Source organism: Pectobacterium nicotianae (assembly GCF_023272715.1).
In the GTDB taxonomy this organism is placed as follows: Bacteria; Pseudomonadota; Gammaproteobacteria; order Enterobacterales; family Enterobacteriaceae; genus Pectobacterium; species Pectobacterium brasiliense.
The window spans coordinates 2,694,136-2,710,641 of the sequence record NZ_CP096821.1 but is presented as its reverse complement, the minus strand read 5'-3'; the positions used below and the strand labels follow the sequence as shown (position 1 = coordinate 2,710,641).

15 protein-coding genes and 1 other annotated feature are annotated in these 16,506 nt (G+C 49.8%); all 15 genes read left to right on the top strand.

Going from position 1 to position 16,506, the window contains the following annotated elements; translation table 11 throughout:
* Positions 1–80: 80 nt before the first annotated feature.
* Positions 81–1,304: an L-lactate MFS transporter gene (locus MYB54_RS12175; RefSeq protein WP_248720817.1), complete on the top strand. Its 1,224-nt coding sequence runs from the start codon at positions 81–83 to the stop codon at positions 1,302–1,304.
* Positions 1,305–1,555: 251 nt separating this feature from the next.
* Positions 1,556–2,893 carry a sn-glycerol-3-phosphate ABC transporter substrate-binding protein UgpB gene (ugpB, locus tag MYB54_RS12170; protein ID WP_104212035.1) on the top strand — a complete coding sequence of 446 codons (1,338 nt, stop codon included), beginning with the start codon at positions 1,556–1,558 and terminating at the stop codon, positions 2,891–2,893.
* A gap of 30 nt (positions 2,894–2,923) precedes the next feature.
* Positions 2,924–3,772, top strand: coding sequence for a glycerophosphodiester phosphodiesterase family protein (locus MYB54_RS12165; protein ID WP_248720816.1), 849 nt, complete (start codon positions 2,924–2,926; stop codon positions 3,770–3,772).
* Between the two features lie 163 nt (positions 3,773–3,935).
* Entirely contained in the window at positions 3,936–4,817 is an 882-nt protein-coding gene (gene htpX / locus MYB54_RS12160) for a protease HtpX (protein ID WP_010297866.1), read from the top strand.
* Between the two features lie 354 nt (positions 4,818–5,171).
* Positions 5,172–6,338 carry an oligogalacturonate lyase gene (gene ogl / locus MYB54_RS12155; protein WP_010275714.1) on the top strand — a complete coding sequence of 389 codons (1,167 nt, stop codon included), beginning with the start codon at positions 5,172–5,174 and terminating at the stop codon, positions 6,336–6,338.
* 213 nt (positions 6,339–6,551) lie between these two features.
* Positions 6,552–7,343, top strand: coding sequence for a DNA-binding transcriptional regulator KdgR (kdgR, locus tag MYB54_RS12150; protein WP_010297863.1), 792 nt, complete (start codon positions 6,552–6,554; stop codon positions 7,341–7,343).
* Positions 7,344–7,586: 243 nt separating this feature from the next.
* Positions 7,587–7,850 (top strand): YebO family protein, encoded by a 264-nt coding sequence (locus tag MYB54_RS12145; protein ID WP_205592785.1) that lies wholly within the window; start codon positions 7,587–7,589, stop codon positions 7,848–7,850.
* A 127-nt stretch (positions 7,851–7,977) separates the two neighbouring features.
* A complete protein-coding gene (locus MYB54_RS12140; RefSeq protein WP_039275153.1) occupies positions 7,978–9,378 on the top strand; it encodes an amino acid permease in 1,401 nt (466 codons plus the stop codon).
* Between the two features lie 255 nt (positions 9,379–9,633).
* Positions 9,634–11,562 (top strand): threonine--tRNA ligase, encoded by a 1,929-nt coding sequence (gene thrS, locus MYB54_RS12135; RefSeq protein ID WP_014915262.1) that lies wholly within the window; start codon positions 9,634–9,636, stop codon positions 11,560–11,562.
* A gap of 2 nt (positions 11,563–11,564) precedes the next feature.
* A complete protein-coding gene (infC, locus tag MYB54_RS12130) occupies positions 11,565–12,107 on the top strand; it encodes a translation initiation factor IF-3 (RefSeq protein WP_071822580.1) in 543 nt (180 codons plus the stop codon).
* Positions 12,108–12,202: 95 nt separating this feature from the next.
* Positions 12,203–12,400, top strand: a complete 198-nt coding sequence (gene rpmI, locus MYB54_RS12125) for a 50S ribosomal protein L35 (RefSeq protein ID WP_010275699.1) — start codon at positions 12,203–12,205, stop codon at positions 12,398–12,400.
* A 43-nt stretch (positions 12,401–12,443) separates the two neighbouring features.
* Positions 12,444–12,800 (top strand): 50S ribosomal protein L20, encoded by a 357-nt coding sequence (gene rplT, locus MYB54_RS12120; RefSeq protein WP_005968887.1) that lies wholly within the window; start codon positions 12,444–12,446, stop codon positions 12,798–12,800.
* A gap of 85 nt (positions 12,801–12,885) precedes the next feature.
* Positions 12,886–13,010: a sequence feature (Phe leader region), on the top strand.
* On the top strand, positions 12,891–12,935 hold the full coding sequence (pheM, locus tag MYB54_RS12115) for a pheST operon leader peptide PheM (RefSeq protein ID WP_106120997.1): 45 nt from the start codon (positions 12,891–12,893) through the stop codon (positions 12,933–12,935). (Overlaps the previous feature by 45 nt.)
* A gap of 108 nt (positions 13,011–13,118) precedes the next feature.
* The gene (gene pheS / locus MYB54_RS12110; RefSeq protein ID WP_014915263.1) at positions 13,119–14,102 is read left to right on the top strand and encodes a phenylalanine--tRNA ligase subunit alpha; all 984 of its coding nucleotides are present in this window, start codon (positions 13,119–13,121) and stop codon (positions 14,100–14,102) included.
* A gap of 14 nt (positions 14,103–14,116) precedes the next feature.
* The gene (gene pheT, locus MYB54_RS12105) at positions 14,117–16,504 is read left to right on the top strand and encodes a phenylalanine--tRNA ligase subunit beta (protein WP_039286701.1); all 2,388 of its coding nucleotides are present in this window, start codon (positions 14,117–14,119) and stop codon (positions 16,502–16,504) included.
* Positions 16,505–16,506 lie beyond the last annotated feature (2 nt).

Below are 16,506 nucleotides of genomic sequence, written 5' to 3'. Positions count from 1 at the left end.
AAATTTCTCTTCTCCACATCAGCTTATATTTTTTAGCGTACCGAGTGAATCGGACCAATTTTTGATGTAGGGGAAAGCCCATGAATACCAAACCAGTTAACCGGGGATTGATCGTCCTCGGTACGATCATCACCCAAATGGGACTCGGCACGATTTACACCTGGAGTTTATTCAACCAGCCGCTGGTGGACAAATTTGGCTGGACGCTGAGCTCCGTTGCGACGACGTTTTCCATTACCAGTTTCTGTCTGGCCTTTGCCACGCTGTTTGCCGGTAAATTTCAGGAGCGTATTGGTCTGCGTCGCTTAACGATGATCGCTGGTATCGCACTGGGTGCGGGTCTGATGGCGAGTGCGGTAAGCCCGTCGCTAACGCTGATTTATCTGCTGATGGGCGTTGTTGTCGGTTTTGCTGACGGCACGGCATACATCACGACGCTGTCCAATCTGATCAAATGGTTCCCTAACCGGAAAGGGTTGATTGCGGGCATTTCTGTTGGCGCCTTTGGTACCGGAAGCCTGCTGTTCAAATACGTAAACAGCTTTTTGATTGCGGAAGTCGGTGTGTCAGAAGCCTTTTTCTACTGGGGCATTATTGTCATGGCGATGATTTTGGTTGGTAGCTCACTGCTGAAAGAACCTGCTGTAGTACCGGTTCAACAGGCTGCGGTTCAGGGGCAGGCGCGTGATTTCTTGCTGGCTGAAATGTTGGCGACCAAAGAATCGTATTTGCTGTTTATTATCTTCTTCACCGCGTGCATGAGCGGCCTGTATTTGATTGGCATTGTGAAAGATATCGGCGTGCAAATGGCCGGAATGGATATGGCAATGGCGGCCAATGCCGTGTCTGCGATTGCGATTTTTAATACCGTTGGACGGATTGTGCTTGGGGCGCTTTCCGATAATGTCGGACGTATGCGGGTGATCAGTTTTACCCTGTTCGTGACGATCCTGGCGGTGTCCGTGATGACATTCCTGCCGCTTAACCCGCTTCTGTTCTTTACCTGTGTCAGCGCCATTGCCTTCTGCTTTGGCGGCAATATCACCGTGTTCCCGGCGATTGTTGGCGATTTCTTCGGCCTGAAAAATCACAGCAAAAACTACGGCGTGATTTATCAGGGGTTCGGTATCGGTGCATTGTCTGGCTCGTTTATCGCCGCTCAGCTTGGTGGCTTCCAGGCTACCTTTATGGCCATCATCATTATGTCTGTCGTTTCGCTGCTGATCACTCTGTGGGTTAAACCACCGAAACATCAACCCGTTGCTGCTTCAATGCGTACGGATATGGCACACGCACAGAGCTAACCGAATACCGTGGCGGGCAGTCGAAGGGCTGTCCGCCACAACGTTTTTCTGACATAAGGTTTTTCTGCTACACGATTTCCCCTCTCTTACCTGCTGAAATATCGCGATACAGTTCATCACCTTCCCAGTCATCTACGTGTCACAGGCGAACTCTAGCGTCATTATCAGCACACCTTTTTCCTAAAACACGTTTTCCAAAATGAAATTTTCCTAAAAAAACGCGATTTTTAAATCGTACCGGAGAAAACATCATGATGATTCGGTTTAGGTTCACGTCTGTTTTTTTGATGCTGTTAAGTGTGGTCTTGCTCATTCCGCTGTCTGCCAGGGCGGCGGTTGAGCTGACGTTTTGGCATAGCATGGACAGCAACCTGAACACGGAATTAATACGGCTGGTCAACCGGTTTAATGAATCTCAGACGGCGTACCACGTTGAGCCTATCTACAAAGGCAGCTATGAACAGACGCTGGCCGCTGGCATTGCCGCTTATCGCACGGGTAACGCGCCGGATATTTTGCAGGTTTATGATGTCGGTACACCGAATATGATGCACAGCGGGGCGATTATCCCGGTGTTCGATCTGTTCAATCAGGTTGGTATCGATAATGACGAAAAAGCCTTTTTGCCTGCGGTGGGACTGTTTTACAGCGACAGTCAGACCGGACACCTGATTTCCCAACCGTTTAACAGTTCCACCCCCGTTCTCTACTACAACAAAGATGCGTTTATTAAAGCGGGGCTCGATCCTGATAAGCCGCCACGCACCTGGAATGAACTGGCATACGACGCGATGCGGCTGCGCGAGAGTGGAATGACATGCGGTTATACGAATGCAGGACAGCAGGGCTGGATATTACTGGAAGCCTTTAGCGTCTGGAACGGATTGCCGATTGCGACGAAAAACAATGGCTTCGATGGTGTCGACGCGCACCTGTTGGTGAACGGTCCGTTGCAGGTCGCCCACATCACCCAGCTTGCGGAGATGATGAAGAAGAAGGCGTTCAGCTATTTCGGCCGCAATGATGAAGGCACTACACGCTTTTATAACGGCGACTGCGGCATATTGACTACCTCATCGGGCGGGTTACGCAAGATTCAGAACTATGCCAAATTTCACTACGGTGTAGGCATGCTGCCTTACAGCGAGGAAGCGAAAGGCGCGCCGCAGAATACGTTCATCGGAGGGGCAAGCCTTTGGGTCATGAAAGGGAAAGCAGCATCGCATTATCAAGGGATCGCTGAATTCCTGCATTTCCTCACGCTGCCGGAAAATGCCGCCGAATGGCATCAGATGACGGGCTATCTACCGGTGACACAACCCGCTTACGAACTCACTCGCGATCAGGGATTTTATGCCCGATACCCCGGCAGCGATGTTGCGTTGAAACAACTCACTAATAAACCGCCACTGCCTTATACGCGCGGGTTCCGCTTGGGCAACATGCCACAAATTCGCACCATCATGGATGAAGAACTGGAGAAGGTCTGGGCAGAGCAAGAAACGCCGCAGCAGGCCCTGGACAATGTGGTTTCTCGGGGCGATCTCCTGTTGCAGCATTTCGCGCAGTCGGTTTCCCGTCACTCGTGACATTTCCCGTTTATTTGGAGTTTTCGACAGATGACAAGGCAAAATAGAGGCATAACTCAGGACGTAATTGCGGCGCAAAACGCGACGGTTCTGGCAGTAGCGCATCGTGGCGTTTGGGATTCGGCACCGGAAAATTCGCTGGCGGCGCTGCGTGAGGCGATTCGTCTGGGCGTTGATATCGTGGAGATGGATGCGCAATTGACGGCTGATAGCCACGTTGTCGTGATTCATGATGATACGCTCGATCGCACGAGCGATATGCGCGGCTGCATTGGCAAGATGACGCTGGCGGAGATTCGTCAGGCACGTCTACGCGGGAGCGATGGCGGTTCTGCATGGTCATTGAGCAACGAAAAAGTCCCGTTGCTGTATGAAGTTCTCGAAGAAGCGCGAGGACGTATTGTCATCAATGTGGATGTCAAACATGAGCACGAATTTGGTGTGATCGCCCGCGATATCCGCGATAAAGGCCTGAGTGCTGGCGTGATTATGAAAAGCCCGGTTGATCTTGCCTCTGCCCGTTTTCCCATTGCCTCACCGTCGCGGGATACCCAGGTGCCCTACATGCCGATGATCCACCTCAAACGGGGGAAAACCGTCGATATTTTGCGACAGATTGATGATATTGGCGTCGGCATTGTGGAAGCCAATTTTGATCATATTGATGCGGTGACCGAAGCGTATGCCGAGTTTCAACGGCTTGGGGTTCGGATTTGGGTGAACACGCTGGATTGCTCGCATTCGCTCGACTATAGCGACACACGAGCCTTAGCTGAACCTGACGCCGTATGGGGCGCATTAATTCGCGCGGGGGTGGGGGCGATTCAGGTGGATCACGCTGCCGAATTTATCGAGTTTCGGTCAACGTTGTCGCGCTGACATATCAGGATTGACAGCAGGCAGGATGCCGCTTTCCTTTTGAAAAGTGTAAAGTTATGTGGATTTAGTAACTGAAAAGTTAAGAATGCTTGAAAATGCCACGGCAACCCATACGATGTATGGGTGCAAACTTTATCTTTCTGCAAGAGGAAATCAGACCTTTATGATGCGTATTGCGCTTTTCCTGATCACCAACCTGGCGGTGATGTTGGTTTTCGGGCTGGTACTCAGCCTGACGGGAATTCAGTCCAGCAGTGTCCAGGGCTTAATGATTATGGCTGGGCTGTTTGGCTTTGGCGGTGCGTTTGTTTCACTGCTGATGTCTAAATGGATGGCGTTACGGTCCGTTGGCGGTGAAGTCATTGAACAACCACGTAACGAAACTGAACGCTGGCTGATGGAAACGGTTCGTTCACAGTCACAGCAGGCTGGGATCGCGATGCCACAGGTGGCAATCTACCATGCACCGGACATCAATGCGTTCGCAACGGGAGCCCGTCGTGATGCGTCGCTGGTGGCCGTGAGTACTGGTTTACTGCAAAACATGAGCCGTGACGAAGCGGAAGCCGTTATCGCGCATGAGATTAGCCACATCGCGAATGGCGACATGGTGACCATGACATTGGTTCAGGGGATCGTAAACACCTTCGTTATCTTTATCTCTCGTCTCATCGCGCAAGTCGTTTCCGGTTTCCTGTCCGGCAACCGTGACGAAGGTGAAAGCAGTAACGGTAACCCATTGGTTTACTTTGCTGTCGCCACCGTGCTGGAACTGGTGTTTGGTATTCTTGCCAGCATCATCACCATGTGGTTCTCACGCTACCGTGAATTCCATGCGGATGCCGGTTCAGCCAAGTTGGTGGGGCGTGAGAAAATGATCGCTGCACTGCAACGCCTGAAGACCAGCTATGAGCCGCAGGAAGAGAGCAGCATGATGGCTTTCTGCATTAACGGAAAATCGAAATCCTTCAGCGAACTGTTCATGTCACACCCGCCGTTGGATAAGCGTATCGAAGCGCTGCGCTCCGGCGAATACCTGAAGTAATTTACGATATTATCTTCTACCGTTATCTTCCCAAAGGCCCATTCGGGCCTTTGTTATTTCTGTGTTTATTGGTTCATCGCTCCTGCGTTTTCTCCGCCCGAATGTTTTCATTAGGTCTGAAACAGGTGGTGAAAATATGAAGAATGTTTTATAAAATAAAACCACGATCACGGAAAAATGAAACATTGTTTCTATAATGCCGATATAACAGGCGTCTCGCGTGAGATTGGTGGCCTGATTTTTGAACAACCGGTGTCGGGATGACCGATTTATCGGGCGATCGAAATGTCAGGTTATCGAAGAGTATGCGCGTGTGGCGTCAGATTCTTCATGATAAGTTCTAAGGATTTACGGATGGCCAAAGGTAACAAGATCCCCCTAACGTTTCATACCTACCAGGATTCAGCAACCGGCACCGAAGTTGTGCGCTTAACCCCGCCCGATGTTATCTGCCATCGCAACTATTTCTACCAGAAGTGTTTCTTCAATGACGGCAGCAAGCTGCTGTTTGGTGCTGCATTTGATGGCCCGTGGAATTACTATCTGCTGGATTTAAAAGAGCAGAGCGCCACGCAGCTGACGGAAGGCAAAGGCGACAACACCTTCGGTGGCTTCCTGTCTCCGAATGACGATGCGCTGTATTACGTTAAAAATACCCGTAATCTGATGCGTGTCGATCTGGCTACGCTGGAAGAGAAAACGATTTATCAGGTGCCTGACGATTGGGTCGGCTACGGTACCTGGGTTGCCAACTCCGATTGCACCAAAATGGTCGGTATTGAGATCAAAAAAGAAGACTGGAAGCCACTGACCGATTGGAAAAAATTCCAGGAATTCTATTTCACTAATCCTTGCTGTCGTCTGATTCGCGTCGATTTGATAACGGGCGAAGCGGAGACTATCCTTCAGGAAAATCAGTGGCTGGGTCACCCAATCTATCGTCCGGGTGATGACAACACCGTGGCTTTCTGCCATGAAGGCCCACATGACCTGGTTGATGCGCGTATGTGGTTCATCAATGAAGATGGCACCAACATGCGTAAAGTGAAAGAGCATGCTGAAGGCGAAAGCTGCACCCACGAATTCTGGGTTCCAGATGGCTCTGCGATGATTTACGTCTCTTACCTTAAAGACGATACCAATCGCTACATCCGCAGCATCGATCCGGTTACGCTGGAAGATCGCCAACTGCGCGTAATGCCGCCGTGTTCTCACCTGATGAGTAACTATGATGGTACGCTGCTGGTAGGTGATGGTTCTGATGCGCCGGTCGACGTGCAGGACGATGGCGGTTACAAAATTGAGAACGATCCGTTCTTGTATGTTTTCAATCTGAAAACAGGCAAAGAACATCGCATTGCACAGCACAATACATCCTGGGATGTGTTGGAAGGCGACCGTCAGGTTACTCACCCACATCCTTCCTTTACACCGGATAATAAACAAGTTCTGTTTACTTCTGACGTAGATGGAAAGCCTGCGCTGTATCTGGCGAAGGTTCCTGATTCAGTCTGGCACTAATAATACTAATAAATCCGCGTCACATTTTATGGCGCGGATTATTTTAAAATATTTTCTTACATATTATTTTATTAAGTCTCTGACACGGTTATTTCTCAAACTTAACTTGATTATCGTTATTGCTCCATTGCCATAATCAAAGCGTTCCCTTTATACTAAAACCATTGTTCTATTTTTTTTAAAACAAAAAACCTGAGTAGGGTAACCACAAAAATGGCTAGTGCAGATTTAGATAAACAACCCGATTCCGTGTCGTCCGTTTTAAAGGTTTTTGGTATTTTACAGGCATTAGGTGAAGAGAGAGAAATTGGTATTACCGAGCTTTCTCAGCGCGTCATGATGTCCAAGAGTACCGTTTACCGCTTCTTGCAGACGATGAAATCCCTGGGCTATGTTGCGCAGGAAGGTGAATCAGAGAAATATTCGCTGACGCTCAAGTTGTTTGAACTTGGGGCAAAAGCATTGCAGAACGTAGATTTAATCCGCAGTGCGGATATACAGATGCGTGAGTTGTCTGCACTAACGCGGGAAACGATCCACCTTGGCGCGTTGGATGAAGACGGCATCGTTTATATCCACAAGATTGATTCGATGTATAACCTGCGTATGTATTCACGCATTGGCCGCCGCAATCCGCTGCACAGTACCGCAATTGGTAAAGTGTTGTTGGCATGGCGCGATCGCAGCGAAGTGGAAGAGGTTCTATCGACCGTCGAATTCACTCGCAGTACGCCACACACGCTGTGCTCTGCTGAAGCGCTTCTCAACCAATTGGATGTCGTGCGTGAGCAAGGCTACGGAGAAGACAACGAAGAGCAAGAAGAAGGGCTGCGTTGCATCGCCGTGCCAGTATTCGATCGCTTTGGCGTGGTGATTGCGGGCCTCAGTATTTCTTTCCCAACGATTCGTTTTTCAGAAGAAAATAAACACGAATATGTCGCTACGCTGCACACCGCAGCGAGAAATATCTCTGAGCAAATGGGCTACCACGATTACCCTTTCTGATATTCCCTATCAATGCCTGAGCCTGTCCTTGCCGACAGGCTTTTTTATGGCGTGTCATCCCTGGTCGCCCCCCTGCGGGCCGTCGCAAGCGATGTCGAAAAACGTTCCTTTTATACCAACACGATAGCGATGCGTACCAACACGATGCGAATAACGGATAGGGTTGGGTATCGAACTTGGCTATGCCACGGTGGTAAGATAGCTCACAGGTACCTGTCATAAGTGGTTATAAGTGGAGTCGTTGTGAACATATTAGAAGTGGTTTTTGTCTTGCTGATTGTGCTGCTGGCCGCGCTGGTCTGGTTTTTTGTTAATCGGGCGAGTGTCAGAGCGAATGAGCAAGTGAAATTGCTGCAAGAAATCGTAGAGCAGCAACGCCAGCAGTTAGCGTTATTGAAAAAATTGTTGCCCCAGAATGCAGAGAAAAGTGAGACTGAGGCGCTTGCCGCTGAGCGCGATCGTGATGATGTGGAGTTAACGTTTAAAAGTGTCATCCCGGAACGTTAATGGCTCAATCACTGTGTAACGCGTAAAACACCTATCCTTTTGCCTGCTTACGTCATCCTTCATGCTGATGGCGTAAGCAGGCATTGTTATAAAATGAAGAAGGCTTTACAGGAAGCACAAAAACAACATGGCAAATGCTCAAAACAACATAGCAAACGATCAACAGGAATTGGTTCTAAAACGAGGGTTAAAGAATCGACATATTCAACTGATTGCGCTGGGTGGCGCGATTGGTACCGGATTGTTTTTAGGGATATCGCAGACTATCCAAATGGCAGGTCCGTCCGTTTTATTGGGCTATGCAATTGCCGGAATGATTGCGTTTCTGATTATGCGGCAGTTGGGTGAGATGGTGGTGGAGGAGCCGGTAGCGGGTTCGTTTAGTCATTTTGCCTATAAGTACTGGGGCGATTTTGCTGGCTTTCTGGCTGGCTGGAACTACTGGGCGATGTTTATTCTGGTAGGGATGGCTGAACTGACGGCCGTGGGAATTTATATTCAATACTGGTGGCCTGAAACGCCAACCTGGCTGTCCGCCGCGATATTCTTCGTGCTGATCAACCTTATCAATCTGGTTAATGTGCGGATGTTTGGGGAAACGGAATTCTGGTTCGCCCTGATCAAAGTGCTTGCCATCGTTGGGATGATTGTCTTCGGTAGTTGGTTGCTGCTAAGTGGCAACGGCGGTGAAACGGCAACGGTGCGTAACTTATGGATCCATGGCGGATTCATGCCGAATGGCGCAAGCGGATTGATCATGGCGATGGCGGTGATCATGTTTTCATTCGGCGGTTTGGAATTGGTGGGTATTACCGCTGCCGAAGCGGCCGATCCGAAGCGTTCTATTCCGCAGGCGACCAATCAGGTGGTTTATCGCATCCTGATTTTCTATATCGGCGCGCTGTCTATTTTGTTATCGCTTTATCCGTGGGGAAAGGTTGTCGATGGCGGGAGTCCGTTTGTCCTGATTTTCCATGCGCTGAATAGCAACATGGTGGCAAACATACTTAATATCGTCGTGCTAACGGCGGCGTTATCGGTTTATAACAGCGGCGTGTACTGCAATAGCCGGATGCTTTACGGTTTGGCAAAACAGGGAAATGCGCCGAAATCTCTCGCGAAGGTCAACGCGCGTGGTGTTCCCGTTCGTTCTATCGTGCTGTCAGCCTTAGCAACGTCGTTTGGCGTGGCGATCAACTATCTGATGCCAGGCAAAGCCTTTGAACTGTTGATGGCGCTGGTGGTGTCGACGCTGGTGATTAACTGGATCATGATCTGCTTTGCGCACCTGCGTTTTCGTCAGGCGATGATAGAGAAGGGCATTGTTCCTGCATTTAAAGCCTTCTGGTATCCGTGGGGTAACTACCTGTGTCTGGCATTTCTGGCGGGGATTCTGGTGATTATGCTGCTTTCGCCAGGAATTCGCATTTCGGTCATCTTAATTCCGTTCTGGATTGCCGTTATTTGGCTTGGTTTCCGATTCTCCCGCAAAAATAATGCCGCGATGAAGTCGGTGCAGACACAGTAACTCCCCGTAGCCTGTTCATCATGATGTAAAGATGAACAGGCCACTATCCGGCTTTAACACACCACTTATAAGGTGTATTATTGCCCCGACGTTATCCATGTCACGCTAATGCGCACCTTTAGTGTTCGCATCATGTGTATATATTTCACAGAGTAAAGAGAAATAGCATGGCTAACACTTTTGATTTTCAATTGATATACGATTTTTTGCATGTGAGCTTTCGTGTGGCTCACCACTGTAAATAAGGGAATTATAATGCCAGTTATCACCCTTCCTGATGGAAGTCAGCGTCATTACGACCACGCCGTTTCTCCCCTCGATGTTGCACTTGATATTGGTCCCGGTCTGGCAAAAGCCTGTATCGCAGGACGTGTCAATGGCGAGCTGGTTGACGCCAGCGATAAGATCGATACCGATGCGCAGTTAGCCATCATCACCGCTAAAGATGAAGCCGGTCTGGAAATTATTCGCCACTCCTGTGCGCACCTACTGGGCCATGCGATTAAACAACTGTGGCCAGATACCAAAATGGCGATTGGTCCTGTTATCGATAACGGTTTTTACTATGACGTTGATATCGACCGTACCCTGACTCAGGAAGACATTGAGCTGCTCGAAAAGCGTATGCATGAGCTTGCTGACACTGACTATGACGTCATTAAGAAAAAAGTCAGTTGGCAAGAAGCGCGCGATGCGTTCGCTGCACGCGGTGAGACCTACAAAATGGCGATTCTGGATGAGAACATCAGTCGTGATGATCGTCCGGGTCTGTATCACCATGAAGAATACATCGATATGTGCCGTGGTCCGCACGTACCGAATATGCGTTTCTGCCACCATTTCAAATTGCAGAAAACGTCCGGCGCTTACTGGCGTGGCGACAGCAAAAACAAAATGCTGCAACGTATCTACGGCACCGCATGGGCAGATAAAAAGCAACTAGCTTCTTATTTGCAACGTCTTGAAGAAGCGTCTAAGCGCGACCACCGTAAGATCGGCAAACAGCTTGACCTGTACCATATGCAGGAAGAAGCGCCAGGTATGGTGTTCTGGCACAACGACGGCTGGACGATCTTCCGCGAGCTGGAAGCGTTTGTGCGCATGAAGCTGAAGTCGTATCAGTATCAGGAAGTAAAAGGTCCATTCATGATGGACCGCGTGATGTGGGAAAAAACCGGTCACTGGGAAAACTATAAAGAAGCGATGTTCACGACGTCATCAGAAAACCGTGAATACTGCATCAAGCCAATGAACTGCCCAGGCCACGTACAGATTTTCAATCAGGGATTGAAATCATACCGCGACCTGCCGCTGCGTATGGCTGAGTTTGGTAGCTGTCACCGTAATGAACCGTCAGGCTCTCTGCATGGCTTAATGCGTGTGCGTGGCTTCACTCAGGATGATGCGCACATATTCTGTACGGAAGAGCAGGTTCGTGATGAAGTGAACAGCTGCATCAAGATGGTGTATGACATGTACAGCACCTTCGGTTTTGAAAAAATCGTGGTGAAACTGTCTACTCGTCCTGAAAAACGTATTGGTAGCGATGAGATGTGGGATCGCGCTGAAGCCGATTTGGCGGCCGCGTTGACTGAAAATAACATCGAGTTCGCCTATCAGCCGGGTGAAGGGGCGTTCTACGGCCCAAAAATTGAATTTACCCTGCATGACTGTTTGGATCGTGCGTGGCAGTGTGGTACGGTGCAACTCGACTTTTCATTACCGGGCCGTCTGAACGCGTCTTACGTTGGCGAAAGCAACGAGCGTCAGGTTCCGGTTATGATTCACCGGGCTATTTTGGGATCAATGGAGCGTTTCATCGGTATTCTGACCGAAGAATTCGCTGGTTTCTTCCCGACCTGGTTAGCCCCGGTTCAAGCGGTGATTATAAATATCACTGATAGCCAGTCTGATTATGTCAACGAATTGACCCGAAAACTGCAAGAAGCGGGCATTCGTGTAAAAGCAGACTTGAGAAATGAGAAGATAGGCTTTAAAATCCGCGAACACACTTTACGCCGTGTTCCCTATATGCTGGTTTGTGGCGACAAAGAGGTCGAGGCAGGAAAAGTTGCTGTCCGTACTCGTCGTGGTAAAGACCTTGGGAGCATGGATGTCAGTGAAGTCATCAGTAAGCTGCAGCAAGAGATTCGCAGCCGTAGTCTTCATCAATTGGAGGTATAGGTATTAAAGGCGGAAAACGAGTTCAACCGGCGCGTCCTAATCGCATCAACAGAGAGATTCGCGCACATGAGGTACGCCTATCAGGCGTCGAAGGCGAACAGCTGGGCATCGTAAGTCTAAATGAAGCATTAGAAAAAGCCGAAGAAGCAGGTGTTGATTTAGTTGAAATCAGTCCGAACGCCGAGCCGCCGGTTTGCCGAATTATGGATTACGGCAAGTTCCTTTATGAGAAGAGTAAGGCCACAAAGGAACAGAAGAAAAAACAAAAAGTTATTCAGGTTAAGGAAATTAAATTCCGACCTGGTACCGATGATGGCGACTATCAGGTCAAACTACGCAACCTGATTCGCTTTCTTGAAGATGGTGACAAAGCTAAAATCACACTGCGTTTTCGCGGTCGTGAAATGGCGCACCAACAGATTGGTATCGAAGTGCTTAACCGCGTTCGTGACGATCTGAGTGAACTGGCAGTGGTCGAATCCTTCCCATCGAAGATCGAAGGCCGTCAGATGATCATGGTGCTAGCACCGAAGAAGAAACAGTAAGGCATTCAAGTAGCAAGACCGTACAACCTTTGTGTTGTACGGCTTTGTTCGCCTTATCTGATTCGTTTTATTAACAATGCGAAGTGGAAATAACAATGCCAAAGATTAAAACAGTACGTGGCGCCGCTAAACGCTTTAAAAAAACCGCAAGCGGTGGCTTTAAGCGTAAGCATGCTAACCTGCGTCATATTCTGACCAAAAAGTCAACTAAGCGTAAACGTCACCTGCGTCCAAAAGGTCTGGTCTCCAAAGGGGATCTGGGTCTTGTTATCGCATGTCTGCCGTACGCATAAGTAACCTTTTTTTAATTCAGAATAAGACTTTAGGAGAGAGCATATGGCTCGCGTAAAACGTGGTGTAGTTGCCCGTGCACGTCACAAGAAAATATTGAAACAAGCGAAAGGTTACTACGGTGCCCGTTCGCGTGTTTATCGTGTTGCCTTCCAGGCAGTAATCAAAGCTGGCCAATACGCTTACCGCGACCGTCGTCAACGTAAACGTCAATTCCGTCAGCTGTGGATTGCACGTATCAATGCGGCAGCTCGTCAAAACGGTTTGTCTTACAGCAAATTCATCAACGGCCTGAAAAAAGCCTCTGTTGAAATTGACCGTAAGATTCTGGCTGATATCGCAGTATTCGATAAGTTAGCGTTCAGCGCGCTGGTCGAAAAAGCGAAAGCAGCACTGGCGTAAGTCAGTTGAGAGAGGGAGCTTTGGCTCCCTCTTTTCGTCGAGCTCTACACTTTCCGTTTTTATTATTTATAAGACAAAGGTAACGCAAGTATGAACGCTGCTATTTTCCGTTTCTTTTTTTACTTTAGCGCCTGAATTCAGGGGGCTTTGCGCGTAAGAAAAGAAACGAAAAGTAGCGCTTAAGCCTCCCCATAGGGAGGCTTTTTTGTTTACAATAATCGGTTTTTACTCTTGTTTTTAGTAACATTTATCGTTTTGAGTAAAACGACATTCTTCAATCATGACCGTTGGCCACATAGGCAGAAAAAGAGGAACACAATGCCACATCTCGCAGAGCTGGTTGCCAAAGCCAGAACAGCTATAGAAGAGGCTCAGGATGTTGCCGCACTGGAAAATGTGCGTGTCGAATATCTGGGCAAAAAAGGTCACTTAACCCTTCAGATGACCTCGCTGCGCGAGTTGCCGGCTGAAGAGCGCCCTGCTGCTGGTGCTGTCATTAACCAGGCTAAGCAAGACGTTCAGGACGCGCTGAATGCCCGTAAGCACATGCTGGAATCCGCTGAGTTAAATGCGCGTCTGGCGCAAGAAACCATCGATGTTTCCCTGCCGGGCCGCACCATTGAAAATGGTGGCCTGCATCCGGTGACCCGTACCATCGATCGCATCGAAACCTTCTTCGGCGAGCTGGGTTTTTCCGTGGTAACCGGGCCAGAAATCGAAGACGATTATCACAACTTTGATGCGCTGAATATTCCAGGGCACCACCCTGCGCGTGCTGACCACGACACGTTTTGGTTTGATGCGACACGTCTGCTGCGTACACAGACGTCTGGCGTTCAGATTCGTACCATGGAAAAGCAGCAACCGCCTATCCGCATCATCGCGCCTGGTCGCGTTTATCGTAACGATTACGATCAGACCCACACGCCGATGTTCCATCAGATGGAAGGGTTGATCGTCGATAAAGACATCAGCTTCACCAACCTGAAAGGCACGTTGCATGATTTCCTGCGTAATTTCTTTGAGGAAGATTTGCAGGTTCGCTTCCGTCCGTCTTATTTCCCGTTTACTGAACCGTCTGCTGAAGTGGATGTGATGGGTAAAAACGGCAAATGGCTGGAAGTTCTGGGCTGCGGCATGGTGCACCCGAATGTCCTGCGTAATGTCGGTATCGACCCAGAAGTGTATTCCGGCTTCGCGTTCGGTATGGGCATGGAGCGTCTGACGATGCTGCGCTATGGCGTGACCGATCTGCGTGCATTCTTCGAAAACGATCTGCGTTTCCTCAAACAGTTTAAGTAAGGCGGGTATACATCATGAAATTCAGTGAACTCTGGTTACGCGAGTGGGTAAACCCGGCGGTTGACAGTGAAACGCTATCTGAACAGATCACGATGGCAGGGCTGGAAGTGGATGGCGTTGAGCCTGTTGCTGGCGCATTCCACGGCGTGGTTGTCGGTGAAGTGGTTGAATGTGGGCAGCACCCGAACGCAGACAAACTGCGTGTGACGAAAGTCAATGTCGGCGGTGAGCGCCTGCTGGACATCGTCTGTGGCGCGCCGAATTGCCGTCAGGGCCTGAAAGTGGCTGTGGCGACGGTCGGTGCCGTCTTGCCGGGCGATTTCAAAATTAAAGCCGCCAAGCTGCGTGGTGAACCGTCTGAAGGCATGCTGTGCTCATTTTCCGAGTTAGGTATTTCCGACGATCACGACGGCATCATTGAACTGCCAGCAGACGCGCCGATTGGCACGGATATTCGTGAGTACCTGAAGCTGGATGACAACGCGATTGAAATCAGCGTGACGCCAAACCGTGCTGATTGCTTAGGCATTATCGGTGTGGCGCGTGATGTGGCCGTGTTGAATCAGCTGGCGTTGAATGAACCGACTATTGAGCCCGTTGCTGCGACGATTCAGGATACCTTCCCGATTCAGGTCGATGCGCCGCAGGCATGCCCGCGTTACTTAGGCCGTGTGGTGAAAGGCATCAACGTTAAGGCGGCAACGCCACTGTGGATGCGCGAAAAGCTGCGCCGTTGCGGTATTCGTTCTATCGATCCGGTTGTTGATGTGACGAACTACGTTCTGCTGGAACTCGGCCAACCAATGCACGCGTTCGATCTCGACCGTCTCAACGGCGGCATTATCGTGCGTATGGCGACAGAAGGCGAAACGCTGACGCTGCTGGATGGTAACGAAGCGAAGCTGAACGCGGATACGCTGGTTATCGCTGACCAGCAGAGTGCGCTGGCGATGGGCGGTATCTTTGGCGGCGAGCATTCTGGCGTCAATGAAGAAACGCAAAATGTTCTGCTGGAATGCGCTTACTTCAACCCGCTGTCAATTACCGGACGCGCACGTCGTCACGGTTTGCACACCGATGCGTCTCACCGCTACGAGCGTGGTGTCGATCCGGCGTTACAGCATAAAGCTATTGAGCGCGCGACTCGCCTGCTGATCGATATCTGCGGTGGTGAAGCCGGTCCGGTCGTTGATGTGACTAGCGAGGCAGATTTGCCAGCTCGCGCAACGATTACGCTGCGCCGTGAGAAACTGGATCGTCTGATTGGCCATGTGATTGCCGATGAGCACGTGGGCGATATTCTGCAGCGTCTGGGCTGTAACGTTGCGAAAACCGATGCAGGTTGGCAGGCGACGGCACCGAGCTGGCGCTTCGACATGGAAATTGAAGAAGATTTGGTTGAAGAAGTCGCGCGTATTTACGGCTACAACAACATTCCGAATATTCCGACTCAGGCTCCATTGATCATGACCTCGCATCGCGAAGCGTCACTGTCATTGAAGCGCGTGAAGACATTATTAGTCGATCACGGCTACCAGGAAGCAATTACTTACAGTTTTGTTGACCCGAAAATTCAGGGATTAATCCACCCTAATGAAGCGTCGCTGAGCTTGCCGAGCCCGATATCCGCAGAGATGTCGGTGATGCGTTTATCGCTGTGGAGCGGCTTGCTGAGCGCGGCAGTGTATAACCAAAACCGTCAACAAAGCCGACTGCGCCTGTTTGAAAGCGGTCTCCGTTTTGTACCGGATACCAGTGCTGACCTGGGTATTCGTCAGGATCTGATGCTGGCGGGTGTGATTACTGGCACGCGTTATGAAGAGCATTGGGATCTGGCGCGTCAGGCCGTTGACTTCTATGATTTAAAAGGCGATTTGGAAGCGGTACTGGCATTGACGGGCAAGTTGTCTGATGTTGAGTTCAAAGCCGAAAACAATCCGGCATTGCATCCAGGACAAAGTGCTGCTATTTATCTGTGCGGAGAACGCATTGGATTTATTGGCGTTATTCACCCAGAACTGGAGCGCAAGTTGGATCTTAACGGACGCACCGTGGTGTTCGAATTGTTGTGGGATAAGGTTGCAGACCGCGTATTGCCTGAGGCGAACGAGGTTTCCCGCTTCCCGGCGAACCGTCGCGATATCGCCGTTGTGGTCGCTGAAAATGTCCCTGCGGGCGATATTTTGGCCGAGTGTAAGAAAGTTGGCGCAAATCAGTTAGTTGGCGTAAACTTATTCGACGTGTACCGAGGGAAGGGCGTAGCGGAAGGTTATAAGAGTCTGGCTATCAGTCTGACCCTGCAAGATACCACGCGTACACTGGCAGAAGAGGAAATTGCCGCTACCGTTGCAGAATGCGTAGCAGCATTAAAACAGCGATTCCAAGCATCCTTGAGGGATTGAAC